This window comes from Agrobacterium radiobacter, from assembly GCF_040801995.1.
Classification (GTDB): domain Bacteria; phylum Pseudomonadota; class Alphaproteobacteria; order Rhizobiales; family Rhizobiaceae; genus Agrobacterium; species Agrobacterium radiobacter.
This window is the reverse complement of record NZ_JBEGHX010000001.1, coordinates 252,492-268,741: the sequence shown is the minus strand read 5'-3', so window position 1 is coordinate 268,741 and position 16,250 is coordinate 252,492. Positions and strand designations below refer to the sequence as shown.

Below are 16,250 nucleotides of genomic sequence, written 5' to 3'. Positions count from 1 at the left end.
CGGCCATCAGAAATTTGACAGCCCTGCGTTGGGTTTACTTTCCGCCAACTCCTATTAACAAGCGGTTAAAACCAAAATCGAGCAATTACCGACGAAAATTCCTATTCTGAGACCGTAAAGCGCCGAAACTAAATTAAAAGTTCCTGAATTAATCGCGATTTCAACAGTAACACGAGAAAATCGAAGAGGTCCGTTTGATCAGTGTCGAGCGGCGGCGTGTTCATCCCGCATCCGCTGCAACTCCGTGCGTTTGGATGCGATGGAGGCAACGATAACGCCGATGGTCACAAGCCCGATGAGGATCGTGCAGATGGCGTTGATTTCCGGTGTCACGCCAAGGCGGACCTGCGAGTAGATCTTGATCGGCAGCGTCGTCGCACCGGGGCCGGTGGCGAAGCTGGCGATGACAAGATCATCAAGCGACAGGGTAAAGGCCAGCATCCAGCCGGCGATAACGGCGGGGAAGATCAGCGGCAGGGTGATGCGGAAGAAGGTCTTGACCGGCGGGCAACCGAGATCGAGCGCCGCCTCCTCCAGACTGCGGTCGAAGGTCAAAAGGCGCGACTGCACGACGATCGCCACGTAACACATGGTGAAGGTGGTGTGCGCAATGACCACGGTCCAGAAACCGCGATCCACCCCGACCGCCACGAAGAGCAGCAGCAGCGACAGGCCGGTAATCACCTCCGGCATGACGAGCGGCGCATAGATCATGCCGGAAAACAGTACCCGACCCGGGAAGCGGGCAAAGCGGGTGAGCGACAGCGCCGCCAGAGTGCCGAGGATGGTGCCGATGGTGGCGCTGAGGATACCGACGCGCAGCGTCACCCAGGCAGCATCCATCAGCCCCTGGTTCGACCACATGGAGCGATACCATTGCAGCGAAAAGCCGCCCCAGACGGTGACCAGCTTGGAGGCGTTGAAGGAATAAACGATCAGGATGATGATCGGGATATAAAGAAAGGCAAAACCGAGGGTGAGGACGGTGATATCGAATTTTCCGCGCTTCATGGCCTCACCCCACCTTCTTCTGCTGGTTCTGGAAGATGGCGATGGGCACCACCAGCAACAGCAGAAGCAGCACGGCGACGGCGGATGCCAAAGGCCAGTCGCGGTTGCCGAAGAATTCCGTCCACAGCGTCTTGCCGATCATCAGCGTCTGCGCGCCGCCCAGGAGATCGGGGATAACGAACTCGCCCGTTATCGGGATGAAGCAGATCATCGACCCGGCTACGACGCCCGGCAGGGAGAGCGGAAACGTGATCTTCCAGAAGGCCTTCCATGGCGGGCAACCAAGATCGGCAGCAGCTTCCAGGAGCGTATTGTCGAGCTTTTCCAGCGCCGAATAAAGCGGCAGCACCATGAAGGGCAGATAGGAATAAACAATGCCGATGAAGATCGCCGTCTCGGTGCGGAAGATGTTGACCTGCTGGTCGGGCCCCAGAAGGCCGATCGACTGGAACAGCACCGTCAGCAGGCCCTCCGGCTTCAGAATGCCGATCCAGGCGTAAACGCGGATCAGGAACGAGGTCCAGAACGGCAGGATCACCAGCATCACCAGCGTCGGGCGAATGGATGACGGTGCGCGCGCCATGGCCAGCGCCATGGGATACCCGATCAGCAGCAGCAGGAAGGTGGAGATGAAGGCGATGCGCAGCGACGACAGATAGGCGTCGATGTAGAGCGGGTCTTCCGTTAGGAACAGGTAATTCTCGAAATCCAGCTGCGAAAAGAATTCGCCGAGCTTCGAAAACCCTTCGAAGACCGGCGTATAGGGCGGCATGGAGATCGCCGTATCCGACAGCGAGATCTTGAAGATGATTAAGAAGGGTGCTGCGAAAAACAGCAGCAGCCAGAAATAGGGAACCGCGACGACCAGCCAGCGCCAGGGGCTTTGCCGGTTTTCGGGAGTGGTGATCGCCATGAAAGCCTCCCTCAGCGCGTCAGGACAAGGCCGGAATCCGGCCTCCAGTTCAGCCACACCATGTCGCCGAAGGTGATCGGGCGATCCACGAGACGCGAGACATTCGCTTGCGCGGCGCGGATGACGCGGCCATCGGCAAGCTTGACGATGAAGACCGAGAAGTCGCCGAGATAACCGATATCCCAGACCTCGCCATAGGCGGAGTTGACGCTGCTGTCGGCGGGCTGGTCTAACGAGATGCGGACCTTTTCCGGGCGGATGGCGTAAGCGACCTGACTGCCGGTCGCGGCAGCACATTCCTGCTCCACCGCCACTTTCAGCCCTTCGCAATCCAGCGTCACCAGGCCGGGCTTGCCGATATCCGAGGCATTGGCGACGACCTTCGCGTCGAAAATATTGATGTCGCCGATGAAGTCAGCCACGTAACGGCTGTTCGGCGCCTCGTAAATCTCGGCCGGTGTCGCCACCTGCACGACGTTGCCCTTGTCCATGACGGCGATCCGGTCCGAAACCGTCATCGCCTCTTCCTGGTCATGGGTGACGATGAGGAAGGTGAGGCCGAGATTGGTCTGGATATCCATCAGCTCGAACTGCGTTTCTTCGCGCAGCTTCTTGTCGAGCGCGCCGAGAGGCTCATCGAGAAGAAGCACCTTCGGCCGCTTGGCAAGCGAACGCGCGAGCGCCACACGCTGCCGCTGGCCGCCGGAAAGCTGGCTGGGCTTGCGCTTGGCGAATTCCGTGAGCTTGACGAGGCGCAGCATTTCCTCGACGCGGGCGGCGACGTCCGCCTTGGGCAGACCATCCTGCTCCAGACCGAAAGCGACGTTCTTTTCCACCGACATATGCGGGAAAAGCGCATAGGACTGGAACATCATGTTGGTGGGGCGCTTATAGGGCGGAACGCCGGAAATATCCTTGCCCTGCAGCAGGATGCGGCCCTCAGTCGGTTCCTCGAAACCGGCCAGCATGCGCATCAGCGTGGTCTTGCCGCAGCCGGAGGGACCAAGCAGCGAGAAGAACTCGCGCTCGTAAATATCGAGCGTCAGATTATTGACGGCGACGAAATCGCCGAAACGTTTGGTGACGTTTTCAAAGCGGATGAAGGGCACCGCATCGGGATTGTCCCAAGGGCTAAATTTGCGTTTGACCGGCCCCAGAGTTTTCGCCATTCACCCACCCTCAAATCCCGTTGGTCTTTCGAACGATGCTTCGGGGCGGGCGACACCGGCAGGTCGTGGGACCTGCCGGCAAAGGATTTGAGAAACAGGCCCGCCGGCCGTTCCTCAACCAGCGGGCGGAGGTCTTAGCTGCCGGTCTTGATCTGCGTCCAGACGCGGTTCAGCACACGCTGTTCCTTCGGTCCGTAGGGCGAGATGGTGAAGAGCTTCTTCATCGTCTCCGCATTGGGATAGACCGCCGGGTTCTTGGCGACGGACTCATCCATCAGCGCCTGCGAAGCGAGGTTGCCATTGGCATACTGAACGTAGTTGGACGCCTTGGCGATGACTTCCGGCCGCATCAGATAGTTGATGAAGGTGTGGGCTTCCTCGACATTCTTGGCATCCGCGGGGATGGCAAGGTTGTCGAACCACATATAGGTGCCTTCCTTCGGGATGATGTAGTTCACCTCGACGCCGTTCTTGGCTTCCTCGGCACGGCTCTTCGCCTGGAGGATGTCACCCGACCAGCCGATGGTGATGCAGCTGTCACCATTCGCGAGTTCGTCGATATAGGCGGAGGAGTTGAAGGTCTTCACGAAAGGACGGATCTTCGAATAGACCTCGCCGCCGGCTTCCAGGTCGGCCGTTTCCTTGCTGTCGGGATTCTTGCCGAGATAATTCATGGCGATGGCGAAGGTTTCGTCCGACGCATCGAGAATATTGATGCCGCAGGATTTCAGCTTTTCGGCATTTTCCGGCTTGAAGAGAATATCCCAGCTATCGACGGGAACATCGCCAAGCGCAGCCTTCACCTTGGCGACGTTATAACCGATGCCAGTGGTGCCCCACATGTAGTTCACGGCATATTCGTTGCCGGGGTCGTATTTCGCCAGACGCTCGGAGACCTCGGGCCACAGGTTCTTCAGATTCGGCAACTTGGACTTGTCGAGTTTCTGGAACACGCCGGCATTGATCTGGCGGGCAAGGAAGGGGCCGGTCGGCACCACGACATCATAACCGGAGCTGCCGGCCAGAAGCTTGGTTTCCACAAGTTCGTTGCTGTCGAACACGTCATAGACGACCTTGATACCGGTTTCCTTGGTGAAATCGGTAAGGATCGATTCGTCGATATAATCCGACCAGTTATAGACGTGGACGACCTTCTCCTGGGCCATTGCCGAGCCTGCTGCAACGAGCGCGGTGGTGAGAGCCAAGGTCAGACGGAGAGAACGGTTTTTCATGATGTCTCCTGTTAACGCATCCTCACGGTGGAAGCGTGATCCCCTTTTTTTGGAGAGACTAGAAAGGAAAACAAAAGGGAGCAAGCGGGAAATGTGCAGCACAGCATTTTCAACCAAATGTGTTCCGGCCGCAAAAAAGCGGATGGAAACACCTACTGGAAGTCGAAAACACTAAGGCCGGTCACCATTTCATCCAGCCCCAGCGGCCGTGTCAGTGGCGCTTCGGCGCGCGACAGACAGCCCTGTCTTTCGCACAGCCGGCACGAGGGGCCGACGGCAACAGGCGACGCACCCGAGGCGGCTGGGCCATAGACCGTCTCTCCCGCCTGAGCGAGATCGCAACCGACAAGCACGGCCGTTCGCCGCACCCTCTCGCCGAAACCCGCCTGCGGGCCTTCCAGTGTGCGCGAAACCGTGAGGAAGGCATCACCGTCAGGCATCTCCACCGCCTCCACCAGCACCTGCCCCGGCTGGGCGAAGGCGGCATGGATATTAAGCCGCGGACAGAGGCCGCCGAACCGCGCCCTCGGAAAACCACCGGCCCCTGCGAGGCGGAACCGGTTGCCGGCATTGTCGATCTCCATCAGGAAAAACGGTATTGCCGCAGCCGTTGGCCGTTGCAGGCTGACGAGGCGATTGGCGGCCTGCTCGAACGACACGTTGAAGCGCGACCGCAAAACATCAAGATCGTATTTCGCGCGCTGGGCGGCAGCAAGGAATGCGCCATAAGGCATCATCAGGGCATGGGCGGCATAACGCGCCAGCTCGAAGCGGGCGATGCGCTTTGCCTCCTCCCCTTTCAAACCAAGCCCGTCAAGCTCCGCGCCTATCTCTTCGCGAAGGGCCAGAAGACAGGTCTCCATGGCCATTTCCCTCAGCTGATCCGGCTGCGACAGGCGCTCGGATAAAAACAGCCGCATCGAATGGCGGTCATAACGCCTCCTGAGGTTCGGCATGGCGTGTACAGGCAAGGTTCTGACCACGATACCGTGGTTTTTCTGCAGCCATGCCCTCAGCCCGGAGGCGAGATCATCGCCCGCCGCCAATTGTTTATGGAGCTCTTCCACCGCCGCATCGATGGCGTGGAAATAGGCCGACCGGTTTTCAAAGACATGCCGCACCTCGTCGATCGGCAGGCGGGTGGAGGAGAGCGCCGTTTCGTGCCCTTCCCGCGCCAGAAGATCGGAAAGGTCGGAAAGGCGCTGCGCCTGTTCCCGGTAGGCCCGGTAAAGCTTGAGGACACCGCTTGCCGCATTGGGCGCCGCATCTGCGACCTCGATCAGCTCCTGCGGCGACGGCACCTCACCCACCAGCAGCGGATCGGCGAAGACTTCACGCAATTGTCCGGCGGAACCGGCGCTCTCGCCCTGCAGATCATCAAGATCGACCTTATAGACAGAGGCGAGCTTCAAAAGCAGCTGCACGGTCAGCGGTCGCTGGTTGCGCTCGATGAGATTGAGATAGGACGGCGAAATCGCCAGCGCCTCGGCCATGGCCGTCTGCGTCAGCCCCAGACCATTGCGAATGCGGCGCACGCGCGGGCCTGCAAAAATCTTGTTTTCCGACACCGTCTTGCCTCTCCATCCCGACGACTCATACAAGCCTGTTACAAACTCTCGGGGTGAATAGCTTTTACAAAATTTACAATTTTACAGCTCCACCCTGTCATGCATCCTACAGGATAACCTCTTTCAAGTCACTGTTTTTATGTTTGTTCTGGCGCTCAAATCTCCAAAAATGTAAATGTAGTCACATCGAACGGCGCTTCACAAAGTTGAAGGCAGCGCGTTTCCGAAACGGCATTTGTCAAGGGAGAGAGAAGTATGACGGATTTTTACAAACTTGTTCCGGGTGCACCGCAGGGACGCTTCGACGGCATCGAGCGCACTTACACCGCCGCGGATGTGGAGCGGCTGCGCGGCTCCGTCGAAATCCGCCATTCGCTGGCCGAAATGGGCGCGAACCGGCTGTGGAAGCTGATCAACGAGGAAAATTTCGTCAATGCGCTCGGCGCGCTTTCCGGCAACCAGGCCATGCAGATGGTTCGCGCCGGGCTGAAGGCGATCTATCTCTCGGGCTGGCAGGTTGCGGCGGATGCCAATACGGCGTCGGCCATGTATCCGGACCAGTCGCTTTATCCCGCCAATGCGGCGCCGGAGCTTGCAAAGCGCATCAACCGCACCCTGCAGCGCGCCGACCAGATCGAGACGGCGGAGGGCAAGGGCCTTTCGGTCGATACCTGGTTCGCGCCGATCGTTGCCGATGCGGAGGCCGGTTTCGGCGGGCCGCTCAACGCTTTCGAAATCATGAAGGCCTTCATCGAGGCGGGTGCGGCGGGTGTTCACTATGAAGACCAGCTGGCATCGGAAAAGAAGTGCGGCCATCTCGGCGGCAAGGTCCTGATCCCGACGGCGGCGCATATCCGCAACCTGACGGCGGCGCGGCTTGCGGCTGACGTCATGGGTGTGCCAACGCTGGTCATCGCCCGCACGGATGCGGAGGCCGCCAAGCTTCTGACCTCCGATATCGATGAGCGCGACCGTCCCTTCGTGGATTACGATGCCGGCCGCACCGTCGAGGGCTTTTATCAGGTCAAGAACGGTCTTGAGCCCTGTGTTGCCCGCGCGGTGGCCTATGCACCCTATTGCGACCTGATCTGGTGCGAGACATCAAAGCCGGATCTCGAGCAGGCGCGCAGGTTTGCGGAAGGCGTGCACAAGGTGCATCCCGGCAAGAAGCTCGCCTACAATTGCTCGCCGTCGTTCAACTGGAAAAAGAACCTCGACGACGCGACGATTGCCAAGTTCCAGCGGGAACTGGGCGCAATGGGCTACAAGTTCCAGTTCATTACGCTCGCCGGTTTCCACCAGCTGAATTTCGGCATGTTCGAACTGGCGCGCGGTTACAAGGACCGGCAGATGGCGGCTTATTCCGAGCTTCAGGAAGCGGAATTCGCGGCCGAGGTAAACGGCTACACCGCCACCAAGCATCAGCGCGAGGTCGGCACCGGCTATTTCGACGCCGTGTCGCTCGCCATTTCCGGCGGCACGTCTTCGACGACAGCCATGAAGGAATCCACCGAGCACGACCAGTTCCGCCCGGCGGCAGAATAAATCGAAAAACGGCCCTTCCCGGCGACGGGAAGGGCTTGCAAACCGGATCAAGAACCCCAACCAATAAAGAGAGGAGAAATGCCATGAATGCCCACAACCCCATCAAGACCCACGTCAAGGAACGCGCCGAGGAGCAGTCCTCCGCCATGACGCAGGATCAGCAGGCCGCCATCCGCATGCTGGCCAATGATCTGCACCGCCTCAACCAGGCCGTCATGAAAGCCGTCGAGGCCGGTGTTTCCGTCGAGCTGGTCCGCTCGGCCCGCCACCATGGCGGCGGCGGCAACTGGGGAGATCTTCTGATTCCCGTCATCGTCGCGCAAGGGCGTGACGCCGCCTGAAGCGACAGCCTTTCTTTTATGCCGGGCGGCTCTTGCGCCCGGCATAAAGATCGGAATGCCCCTTGATCAGACGGGTCATCCGATCCGCCACCGTCCTGATATCGCGGCGGTGGCGATCGTCATTGTTCATGACGATCCATTGATTGTGGCGAAGGGTTTCCATCTCGTCACCTTCGCGAGCAAGCCGCGCATCCGCATCACCCACGAAGCATGGAAGCACGGCGACGCCTGCCCCGGCCAGCACAAGATCGAGAAGCGCCGTCGGCCGGTTCACCGTTACCGCGATATCATTGCGGCGGTTCTCATGCGGCCAGCGCAGATAGGTTGAAATGGCGTTTTCCTCCGCCACCGCCAGCCAGCGGTCGGCGACGGCAGTGGCGGCGTTGCGCAGCCTGTAGGGCGCATAAGCCACCTCTCCCGTCTTGATGGCGGCGAGGTTCTTTTCCTGCGGCTCGAAAGCGCGAATGCCGATGTCATTCTCGCGATGCGCCAGAGACGCCCTCTGTTCGGCAATGAAAAGATCGATGCGGAAATCGTCGCGGTCGGTGCAGATGGCGGAGAAGTTGCCGGTCAGCAGCCAGGCGTTCCAGGTGCCGACGGCGATGCGCACCACGGATGAGGCGGACGACGCCTTCTGCCATCCCTCGATATCCCTGGCTGCATTCTCCATTGCCATAAGCCGGTCGAACAGCGCACGGCCATCCGCCGTCAGGGCGTATCCCGTCTGGCTGCGCAGAAACAGAGCCTTGCCGATACGCTCCTCCAGTTCGATCATGCGCCGTCCGATGGTCGCGGGGCTCAAACCCGTTATCGCCGCGGCCCCGGTCAGGCCGCCGCTGCGTGACACATCGAGGAAAAGCTGGTAGGAATCCCAGGTGACGTTTTTCATGGATGAAAAACGTAGCGCATTTTCTTGCGCAGATAAATCAAAAAACGGCGCGCATCATGGCCCTCCGCATTAGAAGGAGAGCGACATGCATGCGATTTTTGCAGCACGGGCCATCATCGAAAACCAGCAGCCGCGCACGCGGCGCGAAGCCATTCTGCAGGAAGAGAAATTTTATGCCGATATGGCCGAGGCATCTCGGCCGTGGCGGTTTTTCCGCACAGTCATCGGCTTGACGAGGACGACGAGCCGCCGATCAATAAAAGAGGGCGATCAGGGCTGCCATAGCACCGGCTGCGATAAGACTCAGGCGAAAGGCCAGCTGCCGGTTCCCGCTTTCGGCGCGGGCGATGGCAATGGCGCGAGGGCGGCGATGTGCTGTTCTGTTCATGCGCGGGTTCCTGACGAAAAACTCAACCGACCCATGCCCTGTTAAGAGCCTCCAGCAGGACTTCATGTGCAGCGGGATCATAGGGCGATCCGGCTTTGCTGGCATTCGGTCAGGATGACTCCGCGCCCGTTAACAGATTATTAAAAGGGCAAAGGCTGATAACAAACTCAGCCAGTGATTTTGGCAAACAGGTGGCATCCGCACACCGTCACCCCGGACTAGATCCGGGGTCTAGCCGACGCACGTCTGTGCGGCAAGAGAGTCTTTTCAGCCCAAAGACTTGAGCTGACTGGATACCGGCTCAAGGCCGGTATAACGGAGGAGAGAAGTGCCGCACTTGAAAAACCCGAGACTATCTCAAGCGAATTCGCCTGCCGCCTGACCGGAAGCCCAGGCCCACTGGAAATTATAACCGCCGAGCCAGCCGGTCACATCAACACATTCGCCAATGAAATAAAGCCCGGCCACGGATTTCGCCGCCATGCTGCGGGAATCGAGGCCGGTCGTATCCACCCCACCGAGTGTGACTTCCGCCGTGCGATAACCTTCGGAACCGGCGGGCTTGATCTGCCAGTCCTGCACCTCGCCCGCAAGCTTCGCCAGCACCTTGTCAGACATATCGGCCAGATGGCCGGTGAGGCCGGATTGTTCGACGACATGCTGGGCAAGACGCTTCGGCAGGATTTCCGACAAAGCGGTCTGGGGTGACTGCCGACCGTTCTTCTGTTTCGCCTGCTTCAGAAGCGCGGCTATATCGCGATGCGGCTCAAGCTTCAGGCTGACCACATCACCCTCGCGCCAGTAGGATGAGATTTGCAGGATCGAGGGCCCGCTCAAACCGCGATGGGTGAAGAGCAGCGCTTCCTCAAACGAGGTCTTGCCATGGGAAACCTCAGCCAGAACCGCGACGCCGGCAAGCGGGCTCAGCTTTTCCAGCAAAGCGGGATCGAGCGTCAGCGGCACGAGACCGGGGCGCGTCTCGATGAGCTTGAGGCCGAATTGCTCGGCGATCTGGTAGGCGAAACCGGTCGCGCCCATTTTCGGGATCGACTTACCGCCCGTCGCCACAACGACGCTTTCCGCCTCGATGACGCCGCCTGATGTCGTGACGCGAAACCGCCCGCCGTCATGGGTGACGGCCGAGACTGACGTTTCGAGCCGCAGCTTCGCATTGACTGCCTGCATTTCGCCAAGCAGCATGCGGATGATATCCTTGGCGCTGTCGTCACAGAAAAGCTGGCCGAGCGTCTTTTCATGCCAGGCGATGCGGTGTTTTTCGACAAGGGCAATGAAATCGCGCGGCGTATAACGGGCGAGAGCGGATTTGGCGAAATGCGGATTGGCGGAGAGATAATTCTTCGGCCCGGCATGGATATTGGTGAAGTTGCAGCGGCCGCCGCCGGAGATGCGGATCTTTTCGCCCGGCGCCTTCGCATGGTCGAGAATTATGACGGAGCGGCCGCGCTGGCCGGCGCGGATGGCGCACATCATGCCGGCGGCGCCCGCCCCCAAAATCAGCACGTCACATTTCTCTGTCATCATTCCATCCGATCCGTTTCCTTTCCTCTTTTCGAAGTGCCGCCGCTTGTCAATGGCGCTTTCCCCCTCGCCAATTGCCAAACTACGGTTATGATGGCTCCACCAGAAACACAGACCCGGTGATACATGCCCCCGAAGAAAACCATGCTCCGCCCGAAGAAACAGGCAACCATGGCAAAGACACCTCCCCTCGACCTCTCCTCCACCCGTGGCGTTTCCTCCTGGCGCGAAGCCGCGCAATGGCTGAGGGCGCGCGGTATCGAAGACATAGAATGCATCACCCCCGATCTTGCCGGCGTTGCGCGCGGCAAGATGATGCCGACGGCAAAGTTCACGGGCGACACCTCGCTTGCCCTGCCCTCCGCGCTCTACCGCCATACGATATCAGGCGAATATCCTGATGAGACCGCTAATTTCCGTTACGAGCCGCGCGACAGTGACCTGAAGCTGGTGCCTGATCTTTCCACGCTCTCCGTCGTGCCGTGGGAGAGCGACCCGACCGCGCAGGTGATCTGCGACGTCGTGGATGCGGAAGGCAATTTCGTCCCCTACACGCCGCGCAACGTGCTGAAGAACGTGCTGTCGCTTTATACGGAAAAGGGCTGGAAGCCGGTCGTCGCGCCGGAAATCGAATTCTACCTCGTCGCCATGAATGACGACCCGGATTATCCGCTGCATCCGCCGAAGGGCCGGTCCGGCCGCTCCATTGTCGGCGGGCAGAGCTATTCCATCGCCGGCATCAACGAGTTCGACGAGCTGATCGACGATATCTATCACTTCTCGGAAAAGCAGGGCCTCGAGATCGATACGCTGATCCACGAGGAAGGCCCGGCGCAGCTGGAGATCAACCTGCGCCACGGCGACCCCATCGAGCTTGCCGATCAGGTTTTCCTATTCAAGCGCACCATCCGCGAGGCGGCGCTGAAGCACGGCATCTACGCTACCTTCATGGCCAAGCCGATGCAGGGCCAGCCGGGTTCGGCCATGCATATTCACCAGTCGGTGGTGGAAATCGACAGCGGCCGCAATATTTTCTCGAACAAGGATGGCGGCCCTTCCAAGGAGTTCTTCTCCTTCGTCGGCGGCATGCAGCGTTACGTTCCGAACGCGCTTGTCATGCTCGCGCCATATGTGAATTCCTATCGCCGCCTGACGCCTGATATGGCCTGCCCGGTCAACAATGCCTGGGGTTACGACAACCGCACGACCGCCTTCCGCGTGCCGATTTCCGGCCCGCAGGCGCGGCGCGTCGAAAACCGCCTGCCGAGTTCGGACGCCAATCCCTACCTCGCGCTTGCCGCCTCGCTCGGCTGCGGCTGGCTCGGCATCGTCAACAATATCGAACCGACCGAACCAACCGCCGAGACGGCCAATGAAGGCTCCATCGACCTGCCGCGCGGGCTTCTGGAGGCCGTGGCGCTGCTGGAAGGCGAAGAACAGTTCGAGCGGGTGTTTGGCCATGAATTCGTGGGCCTTTATGCGGGCCTGAAACGCGGGGAGTTCGAGACCTTCATGCAGGTCATCAGCCCCTGGGAGCGCGAGTTCCTGCTTCTCAACGTGTGAGGAACCACGAGCATGACATGGCAAAGCCCGATTGCGCCGGGAATTTCCTGGTATCAGGCAACCGTCGGCGAGCGGCCGGACTATCCTGCCCTCGATGGATCGAAGCAAGTTGATGTCGCGATCATCGGCGGCGGTTATACCGGCCTTCAGGCCGCCTGTAACCTCGCCGAAAACGGCGTCTCCGTCGCCCTCATCGAGGCGCATCGTTTTGGCGATGGCGCTTCCGGCCGCAACGGCGGCCAGTTCGGCACCGGCCAGCGCTCCTTTCCGGACGAAATGGAGGCCGAGATCGGCTTCGAGCAATCGAAGCTGCTGTTCGACATTGCCGAGGACGCCAAGAATTACGTGCGCGATTTCGCAAGCAGCCGCGGCATCGACATGGAATATCTGCCGGGGCAGCTCTATGTGGCGCACAAGGCGGCTTACGAGGATGATTATCGCAGAAGCGTGGATGCGATGAACAATCGTTACGGCTATCCGCATATTTCCTACATGGAGCGTGGCGAAGCACGCAAACGCGTCGGCTCCACCCATTATTTCGGCGGCACGCGCGACACCGGCACCGGCCACATTCACCCGCTGAAGCTGCTGGTCGGGCTGGCGAAGGCGGCGCAAGCGGCAGGTGCCGCCATTTATGAGATGACCCCCGCCAGGTCCATCCGGCAGGCGGGCGGCAAGACCATCATCGAGACGCCCTTCGGCACGATCACCGCGCCGCGGGTACTGATCGCCACCAATGCCTATATTGGCAATCTGGAACCGGTAACGGCTGCCCATATCATGCCGATCCGCTCCTTCATCGGCGCCACCGCACCGCTCGACGCCTATCCTGATATCATCCCCGGCAAGGAAGCCGTCGCCGATTCCCGCTTCGTGGTGCGTTATTTCCGCAAGACGGCCGACAACCGGCTGCTGTTCGGCGGGCGCGAGGCCTATACGGCCGATGCGCCACGCGATATTTCCAGCCATATCCGCCGGCAGATCGCCGAGATTTATCCCGAGCTGAAGGCTGTCGAAATCACCCATTCCTGGGGCGGCTCCGTCGGCATTACCCTGCCGCGCAAGGTCTTCGTGCGCGACGTCATGCCCGGCGTCACCTCCATCGGCGGTTATTCCGGGCACGGCGTGATGCTGTCGAATTATTGCGGCAAGCTCTATGCCGATCTGGTTCTCGGCAAAAAGGACATGCTGGAGCCCTTCGCCCGGCTGAAGGTGCCGTCTTTCCCCGGTGGGGCATCGCTGCGTGCGCCGCTGCTTTTCCTGGCGCTCTCCTGGTACGCGCTGCGAGACAGGTTTTAATCCTTCAGGATGCATAGGGGGTTTCGATGGAAAAACCGGATGACAGGCTTGTTACGATCGCGACGGGCTATGGTCTCGTTGATACGGCGGTGACATCCTCGTTTCTGCAGGCCTATGGAATTCCGACGATCGCCATTCCCTCCCAATGCGCCTCGATATTCTGGCACTACACCGTGGCTTTTGGTGGCATAGAGATTCGCGTTGCCGCACGGCAGCTCGAAGAAGCGCAGATGCTGCTGGACAGCATCGAGCAAAGCAGTGAAACCACGGATGCCAGAAAGAGCCTTCAACTCTGGCGAGGGATTGCCGCTATCCTTGTGTTTTTCTTCTTTTCGGTTCCACCGCCTGCCAAAGGTATCTTTAGAAACAGTGCTCTGCCCGCGCATGGCAGAATGACCGAGATCATCGCATGAGTGTTTCAAACCTCGGCAAAAGCAAAATTCATAATTTCACATAACTGAGTCTGGCATTTTTAAATCGATTAGATTATTGATGCCCCCAACCCTTGAAGATCGAGAGAATCGATATGAGCAGTCAGATCATTCCTGTTGAACCTTTTGATTGTGTCGTTTTCGGCGGCACGGGCGATCTTGCCGAGCGCAAGCTTCTGCCGGCGCTTTATCACCGGCAGGTCGAAGGCCAGTTCACGGAGCCGACCCGCATCATCGGTGCGTCGCGTTCGGTCATGACCCATGAGGAATATCGCAAATTCGCGCAGGACGCTCTGAAAGAGCACCTGAAGGCCGGCGAATATGACGACGCACAGGTTGCCGTGTTCCTGAACAGACTTTTCTACGTGCCTGTTGATGCCAAGGGCAACAACGGCTGGGACGTTCTGAAGAAGCTGCTGGACGAAGGCAAGGAGCGCGTGCGCGCCTTCTATCTGGCTGTCGCACCGGGCATTTTCGGCGACATCGCCGACAAGATCCGCGAACACAAGCTGATCACCCGCTCGACCCGCATCGTCGTTGAAAAGCCGATCGGCCGCGATCTGGCCTCTGCCCAGGAACTCAACGACACGATCGGCCACGTCTTCAAGGAAGAGCAGATCTTCCGTATCGACCACTATCTCGGCAAGGAGACGGTGCAGAACCTGATGGCGCTGCGTTTCGCCAACGCGCTTTACGAGCCGCTGTGGAATTCCGCCCATATCGACCACGTCCAGATCACCGTTGCCGAAGCGGTGGGCCTCGAAGGCCGCGCCGGTTATTACGACAAGGCCGGCGCGTTGCGCGACATGGTGCAGAACCACATTCTGCAATTGCTTTGCCTCGTCGCCATGGAGCCGCCCGCTTCCATGAAATCGGAGGCGGTGCGCGACGAGAAGCTGAAGGTCCTGCGCTCGCTGAAGCCGATCGACACCAGCAATGTCGAAAAGCTGACTGTGCGCGGACAGTACCGCGCCGGCGCTTCCGCAGGCGGCCCGGTCAAGGGTTATCTGGAAGAACTGGAAGGCGGTGTTTCCAACACCGAAACCTTTGTCGCCATCAAAGCTGAAATCGCCAACTGGCGCTGGGCCGGCGTTCCCTTCTACATCCGCACCGGCAAGCGACTTGCGACCCGCGTTTCGGAAATCGTCGTCACCTTCAAGCAGATCCCGCATTCGATCTTCGACGATGCGGCCGGCAAGATCGAGGCCAACAAGCTGGTCATTCGCCTGCAGCCGGATGAAGGCGTCAAGCAGTCGCTCCTCATCAAGGACCCCGGCCCGGGCGGCATGCGCCTGCGTCAGGTTTCGCTGGACATGAGCTTTGCCGAAGCCTTCAACGTACGCAGCCCCGATGCCTATGAGCGGCTGTTGATGGACACTATCCGCTCCAACCAGACGCTGTTCATGCGCCGCGACGAGGTCGAGGCCGCGTGGGACTGGATCGACCCCATTCTCAAGAGCTGGGAAGATCTGGGACAGGGCGTGCAGGGTTATACCGCCGGAACCTGGGGCCCGAGCGGCTCGATCGCACTGATCGAGCGTGACGGCCGCACCTGGCACGATGCCGATTGAGGGCGCACCGATGAGCGAAACGATCCACGTCTTCGACACCGCCGCCGAACTGGCAACCGCGCTTGCGGCGGAGGTTGCCAAACGCCTTGATGCGGCAACGAAGGATCGCGGTACGGCGAGCATCGCCGTATCCGGCGGTTCGACGCCCAAGCTGTTCTTTCAGGCGCTTTCCAAACACGATCTCGACTGGCCGAATATCAGTGTGACGCTGGTGGACGAACGTTTCGTGCCGCCGGAAAGCGACCGTTCGAACCACCGTCTCGTTGCGGAGAACCTGCTGCAGGACAAGGCGAAGTCGGCCTATTTCGTGCCGCTGTTCCAGCCGGCGGCCTCGCCCGAGGATGCGGCGACGCTTGCGACCGTCAAGACCGAGGCGATCTGCGATCCCTTCGATGTCGTCATTCTCGGCATGGGAACGGATGGCCATACGGCATCGTTCTTCCCCGGTGGAGACAATCTCTACGAAGCGCTCGACCTTGATGAACCGCGCGGCGTCCTGACCATGGCGGCGGAGAATGCGGGAGAGGAGCGGTTGACCTTCAACTTCTCCAGCCTGCACGATGCCGATTTCCTCGTGCTGCATATCGAAGGTGCGGCCAAGAAGGCGACGCTGGAGAAGGCGCAGTCTGGCGAGAATGAGGATGAAATGCCGATCCGCGCCGTGCTGAACCGGGCCGAGACGCCTGTGGATATATACTGGGCGCCATGAGCCAACGCGGTTGCCGCCTCTGCGGCCCCGCGACAAGCGCCCGAAGACATGAAGACTGAAACACGACAACCGGCCGCTCACC

Annotated in this window: 15 protein-coding genes; 8 read left to right on the top strand and 7 right to left on the bottom strand. The window is 59.9% G+C overall.

Annotation, left to right across the window (positions count from 1 at the left end; translation table 11 throughout):
- Nucleotides 1–198: 198 nt before the first annotated feature.
- The 5 genes from MRBLRC7O_RS01320 to MRBLRC7O_RS01300 all read right to left on the bottom strand — a co-directional run bounded on the left by MRBLRC7O_RS01320 (nucleotide 199) and on the right by MRBLRC7O_RS01300 (nucleotide 5,893).
- Complete coding sequence (locus tag MRBLRC7O_RS01320) at nucleotides 199–1,011, bottom strand: ABC transporter permease (protein ID WP_020010469.1); 813 nt, start codon at nucleotides 1,009–1,011, stop codon at nucleotides 199–201.
- Nucleotides 1,012–1,015: 4 nt separating this feature from the next.
- Nucleotides 1,016–1,924 (bottom strand): ABC transporter permease subunit, encoded by a 909-nt coding sequence (locus MRBLRC7O_RS01315; protein WP_003503296.1) that lies wholly within the window; start codon nucleotides 1,922–1,924, stop codon nucleotides 1,016–1,018.
- Nucleotides 1,925–1,935: 11 nt separating this feature from the next.
- Nucleotides 1,936–3,093 (bottom strand): ABC transporter ATP-binding protein, encoded by a 1,158-nt coding sequence (locus MRBLRC7O_RS01310; protein WP_003503297.1) that lies wholly within the window; start codon nucleotides 3,091–3,093, stop codon nucleotides 1,936–1,938.
- A 134-nt stretch (nucleotides 3,094–3,227) separates the two neighbouring features.
- Nucleotides 3,228–4,325 (bottom strand): polyamine ABC transporter substrate-binding protein, encoded by a 1,098-nt coding sequence (locus tag MRBLRC7O_RS01305; protein WP_003503300.1) that lies wholly within the window; start codon nucleotides 4,323–4,325, stop codon nucleotides 3,228–3,230.
- 152 nt (nucleotides 4,326–4,477) lie between these two features.
- Complete coding sequence (locus MRBLRC7O_RS01300) at nucleotides 4,478–5,893, bottom strand: helix-turn-helix domain-containing protein (RefSeq protein WP_080864313.1); 1,416 nt, start codon at nucleotides 5,891–5,893, stop codon at nucleotides 4,478–4,480.
- Between the two features lie 255 nt (nucleotides 5,894–6,148).
- Here MRBLRC7O_RS01300 and aceA point away from each other — a divergent pair, with 255 nt between their 5' ends.
- Both aceA and MRBLRC7O_RS01290 read left to right on the top strand, forming a co-directional pair.
- On the top strand, nucleotides 6,149–7,438 hold the full coding sequence (gene aceA, locus MRBLRC7O_RS01295) for an isocitrate lyase (protein WP_020812628.1): 1,290 nt from the start codon (nucleotides 6,149–6,151) through the stop codon (nucleotides 7,436–7,438).
- Between the two features lie 83 nt (nucleotides 7,439–7,521).
- Complete coding sequence (locus tag MRBLRC7O_RS01290; RefSeq protein WP_004432604.1) at nucleotides 7,522–7,779, top strand: SMc00767 family acetate metabolism repressor; 258 nt, start codon at nucleotides 7,522–7,524, stop codon at nucleotides 7,777–7,779.
- Nucleotides 7,780–7,795: 16 nt separating this feature from the next.
- Here the strand turns inward: MRBLRC7O_RS01290 and MRBLRC7O_RS01285 are convergent, their stop codons facing one another.
- On the bottom strand, nucleotides 7,796–8,668 hold the full coding sequence (locus tag MRBLRC7O_RS01285) for a LysR family transcriptional regulator (protein WP_020812629.1): 873 nt from the start codon (nucleotides 8,666–8,668) through the stop codon (nucleotides 7,796–7,798).
- Between the two features lie 85 nt (nucleotides 8,669–8,753).
- On the opposite strand from MRBLRC7O_RS01285, the gene MRBLRC7O_RS01280 reads away from it, so the two are divergent.
- Nucleotides 8,754–9,101, top strand: a complete 348-nt coding sequence (locus MRBLRC7O_RS01280; protein ID WP_080865826.1) for a hypothetical protein — start codon at nucleotides 8,754–8,756, stop codon at nucleotides 9,099–9,101.
- Nucleotides 9,102–9,413: 312 nt separating this feature from the next.
- Here the strand turns inward: MRBLRC7O_RS01280 and MRBLRC7O_RS01275 are convergent, their stop codons facing one another.
- Complete coding sequence (locus tag MRBLRC7O_RS01275; protein WP_080865824.1) at nucleotides 9,414–10,598, bottom strand: BaiN/RdsA family NAD(P)/FAD-dependent oxidoreductase; 1,185 nt, start codon at nucleotides 10,596–10,598, stop codon at nucleotides 9,414–9,416.
- A 123-nt stretch (nucleotides 10,599–10,721) separates the two neighbouring features.
- Here MRBLRC7O_RS01275 and MRBLRC7O_RS01270 point away from each other — a divergent pair, with 123 nt between their 5' ends.
- From MRBLRC7O_RS01270 to pgl, 5 genes are all read left to right on the top strand, one after another.
- Entirely contained in the window at nucleotides 10,722–12,158 is a 1,437-nt protein-coding gene (locus MRBLRC7O_RS01270) for a glutamine synthetase family protein (RefSeq protein ID WP_020010462.1), read from the top strand.
- Nucleotides 12,159–12,170: 12 nt separating this feature from the next.
- A complete protein-coding gene (locus tag MRBLRC7O_RS01265) occupies nucleotides 12,171–13,457 on the top strand; it encodes an NAD(P)/FAD-dependent oxidoreductase (protein ID WP_080865822.1) in 1,287 nt (428 codons plus the stop codon).
- A gap of 26 nt (nucleotides 13,458–13,483) precedes the next feature.
- A complete protein-coding gene (locus MRBLRC7O_RS01260; RefSeq protein ID WP_003503320.1) occupies nucleotides 13,484–13,870 on the top strand; it encodes a hypothetical protein in 387 nt (128 codons plus the stop codon).
- Nucleotides 13,871–13,983: 113 nt separating this feature from the next.
- The gene (zwf, locus tag MRBLRC7O_RS01255) at nucleotides 13,984–15,459 is read left to right on the top strand and encodes a glucose-6-phosphate dehydrogenase (protein ID WP_003503322.1); all 1,476 of its coding nucleotides are present in this window, start codon (nucleotides 13,984–13,986) and stop codon (nucleotides 15,457–15,459) included.
- 10 nt (nucleotides 15,460–15,469) lie between these two features.
- On the top strand, nucleotides 15,470–16,168 hold the full coding sequence (gene pgl / locus MRBLRC7O_RS01250) for a 6-phosphogluconolactonase (RefSeq protein ID WP_035212559.1): 699 nt from the start codon (nucleotides 15,470–15,472) through the stop codon (nucleotides 16,166–16,168).
- The last annotated feature ends 82 nt before the right edge of the window (nucleotides 16,169–16,250 follow it).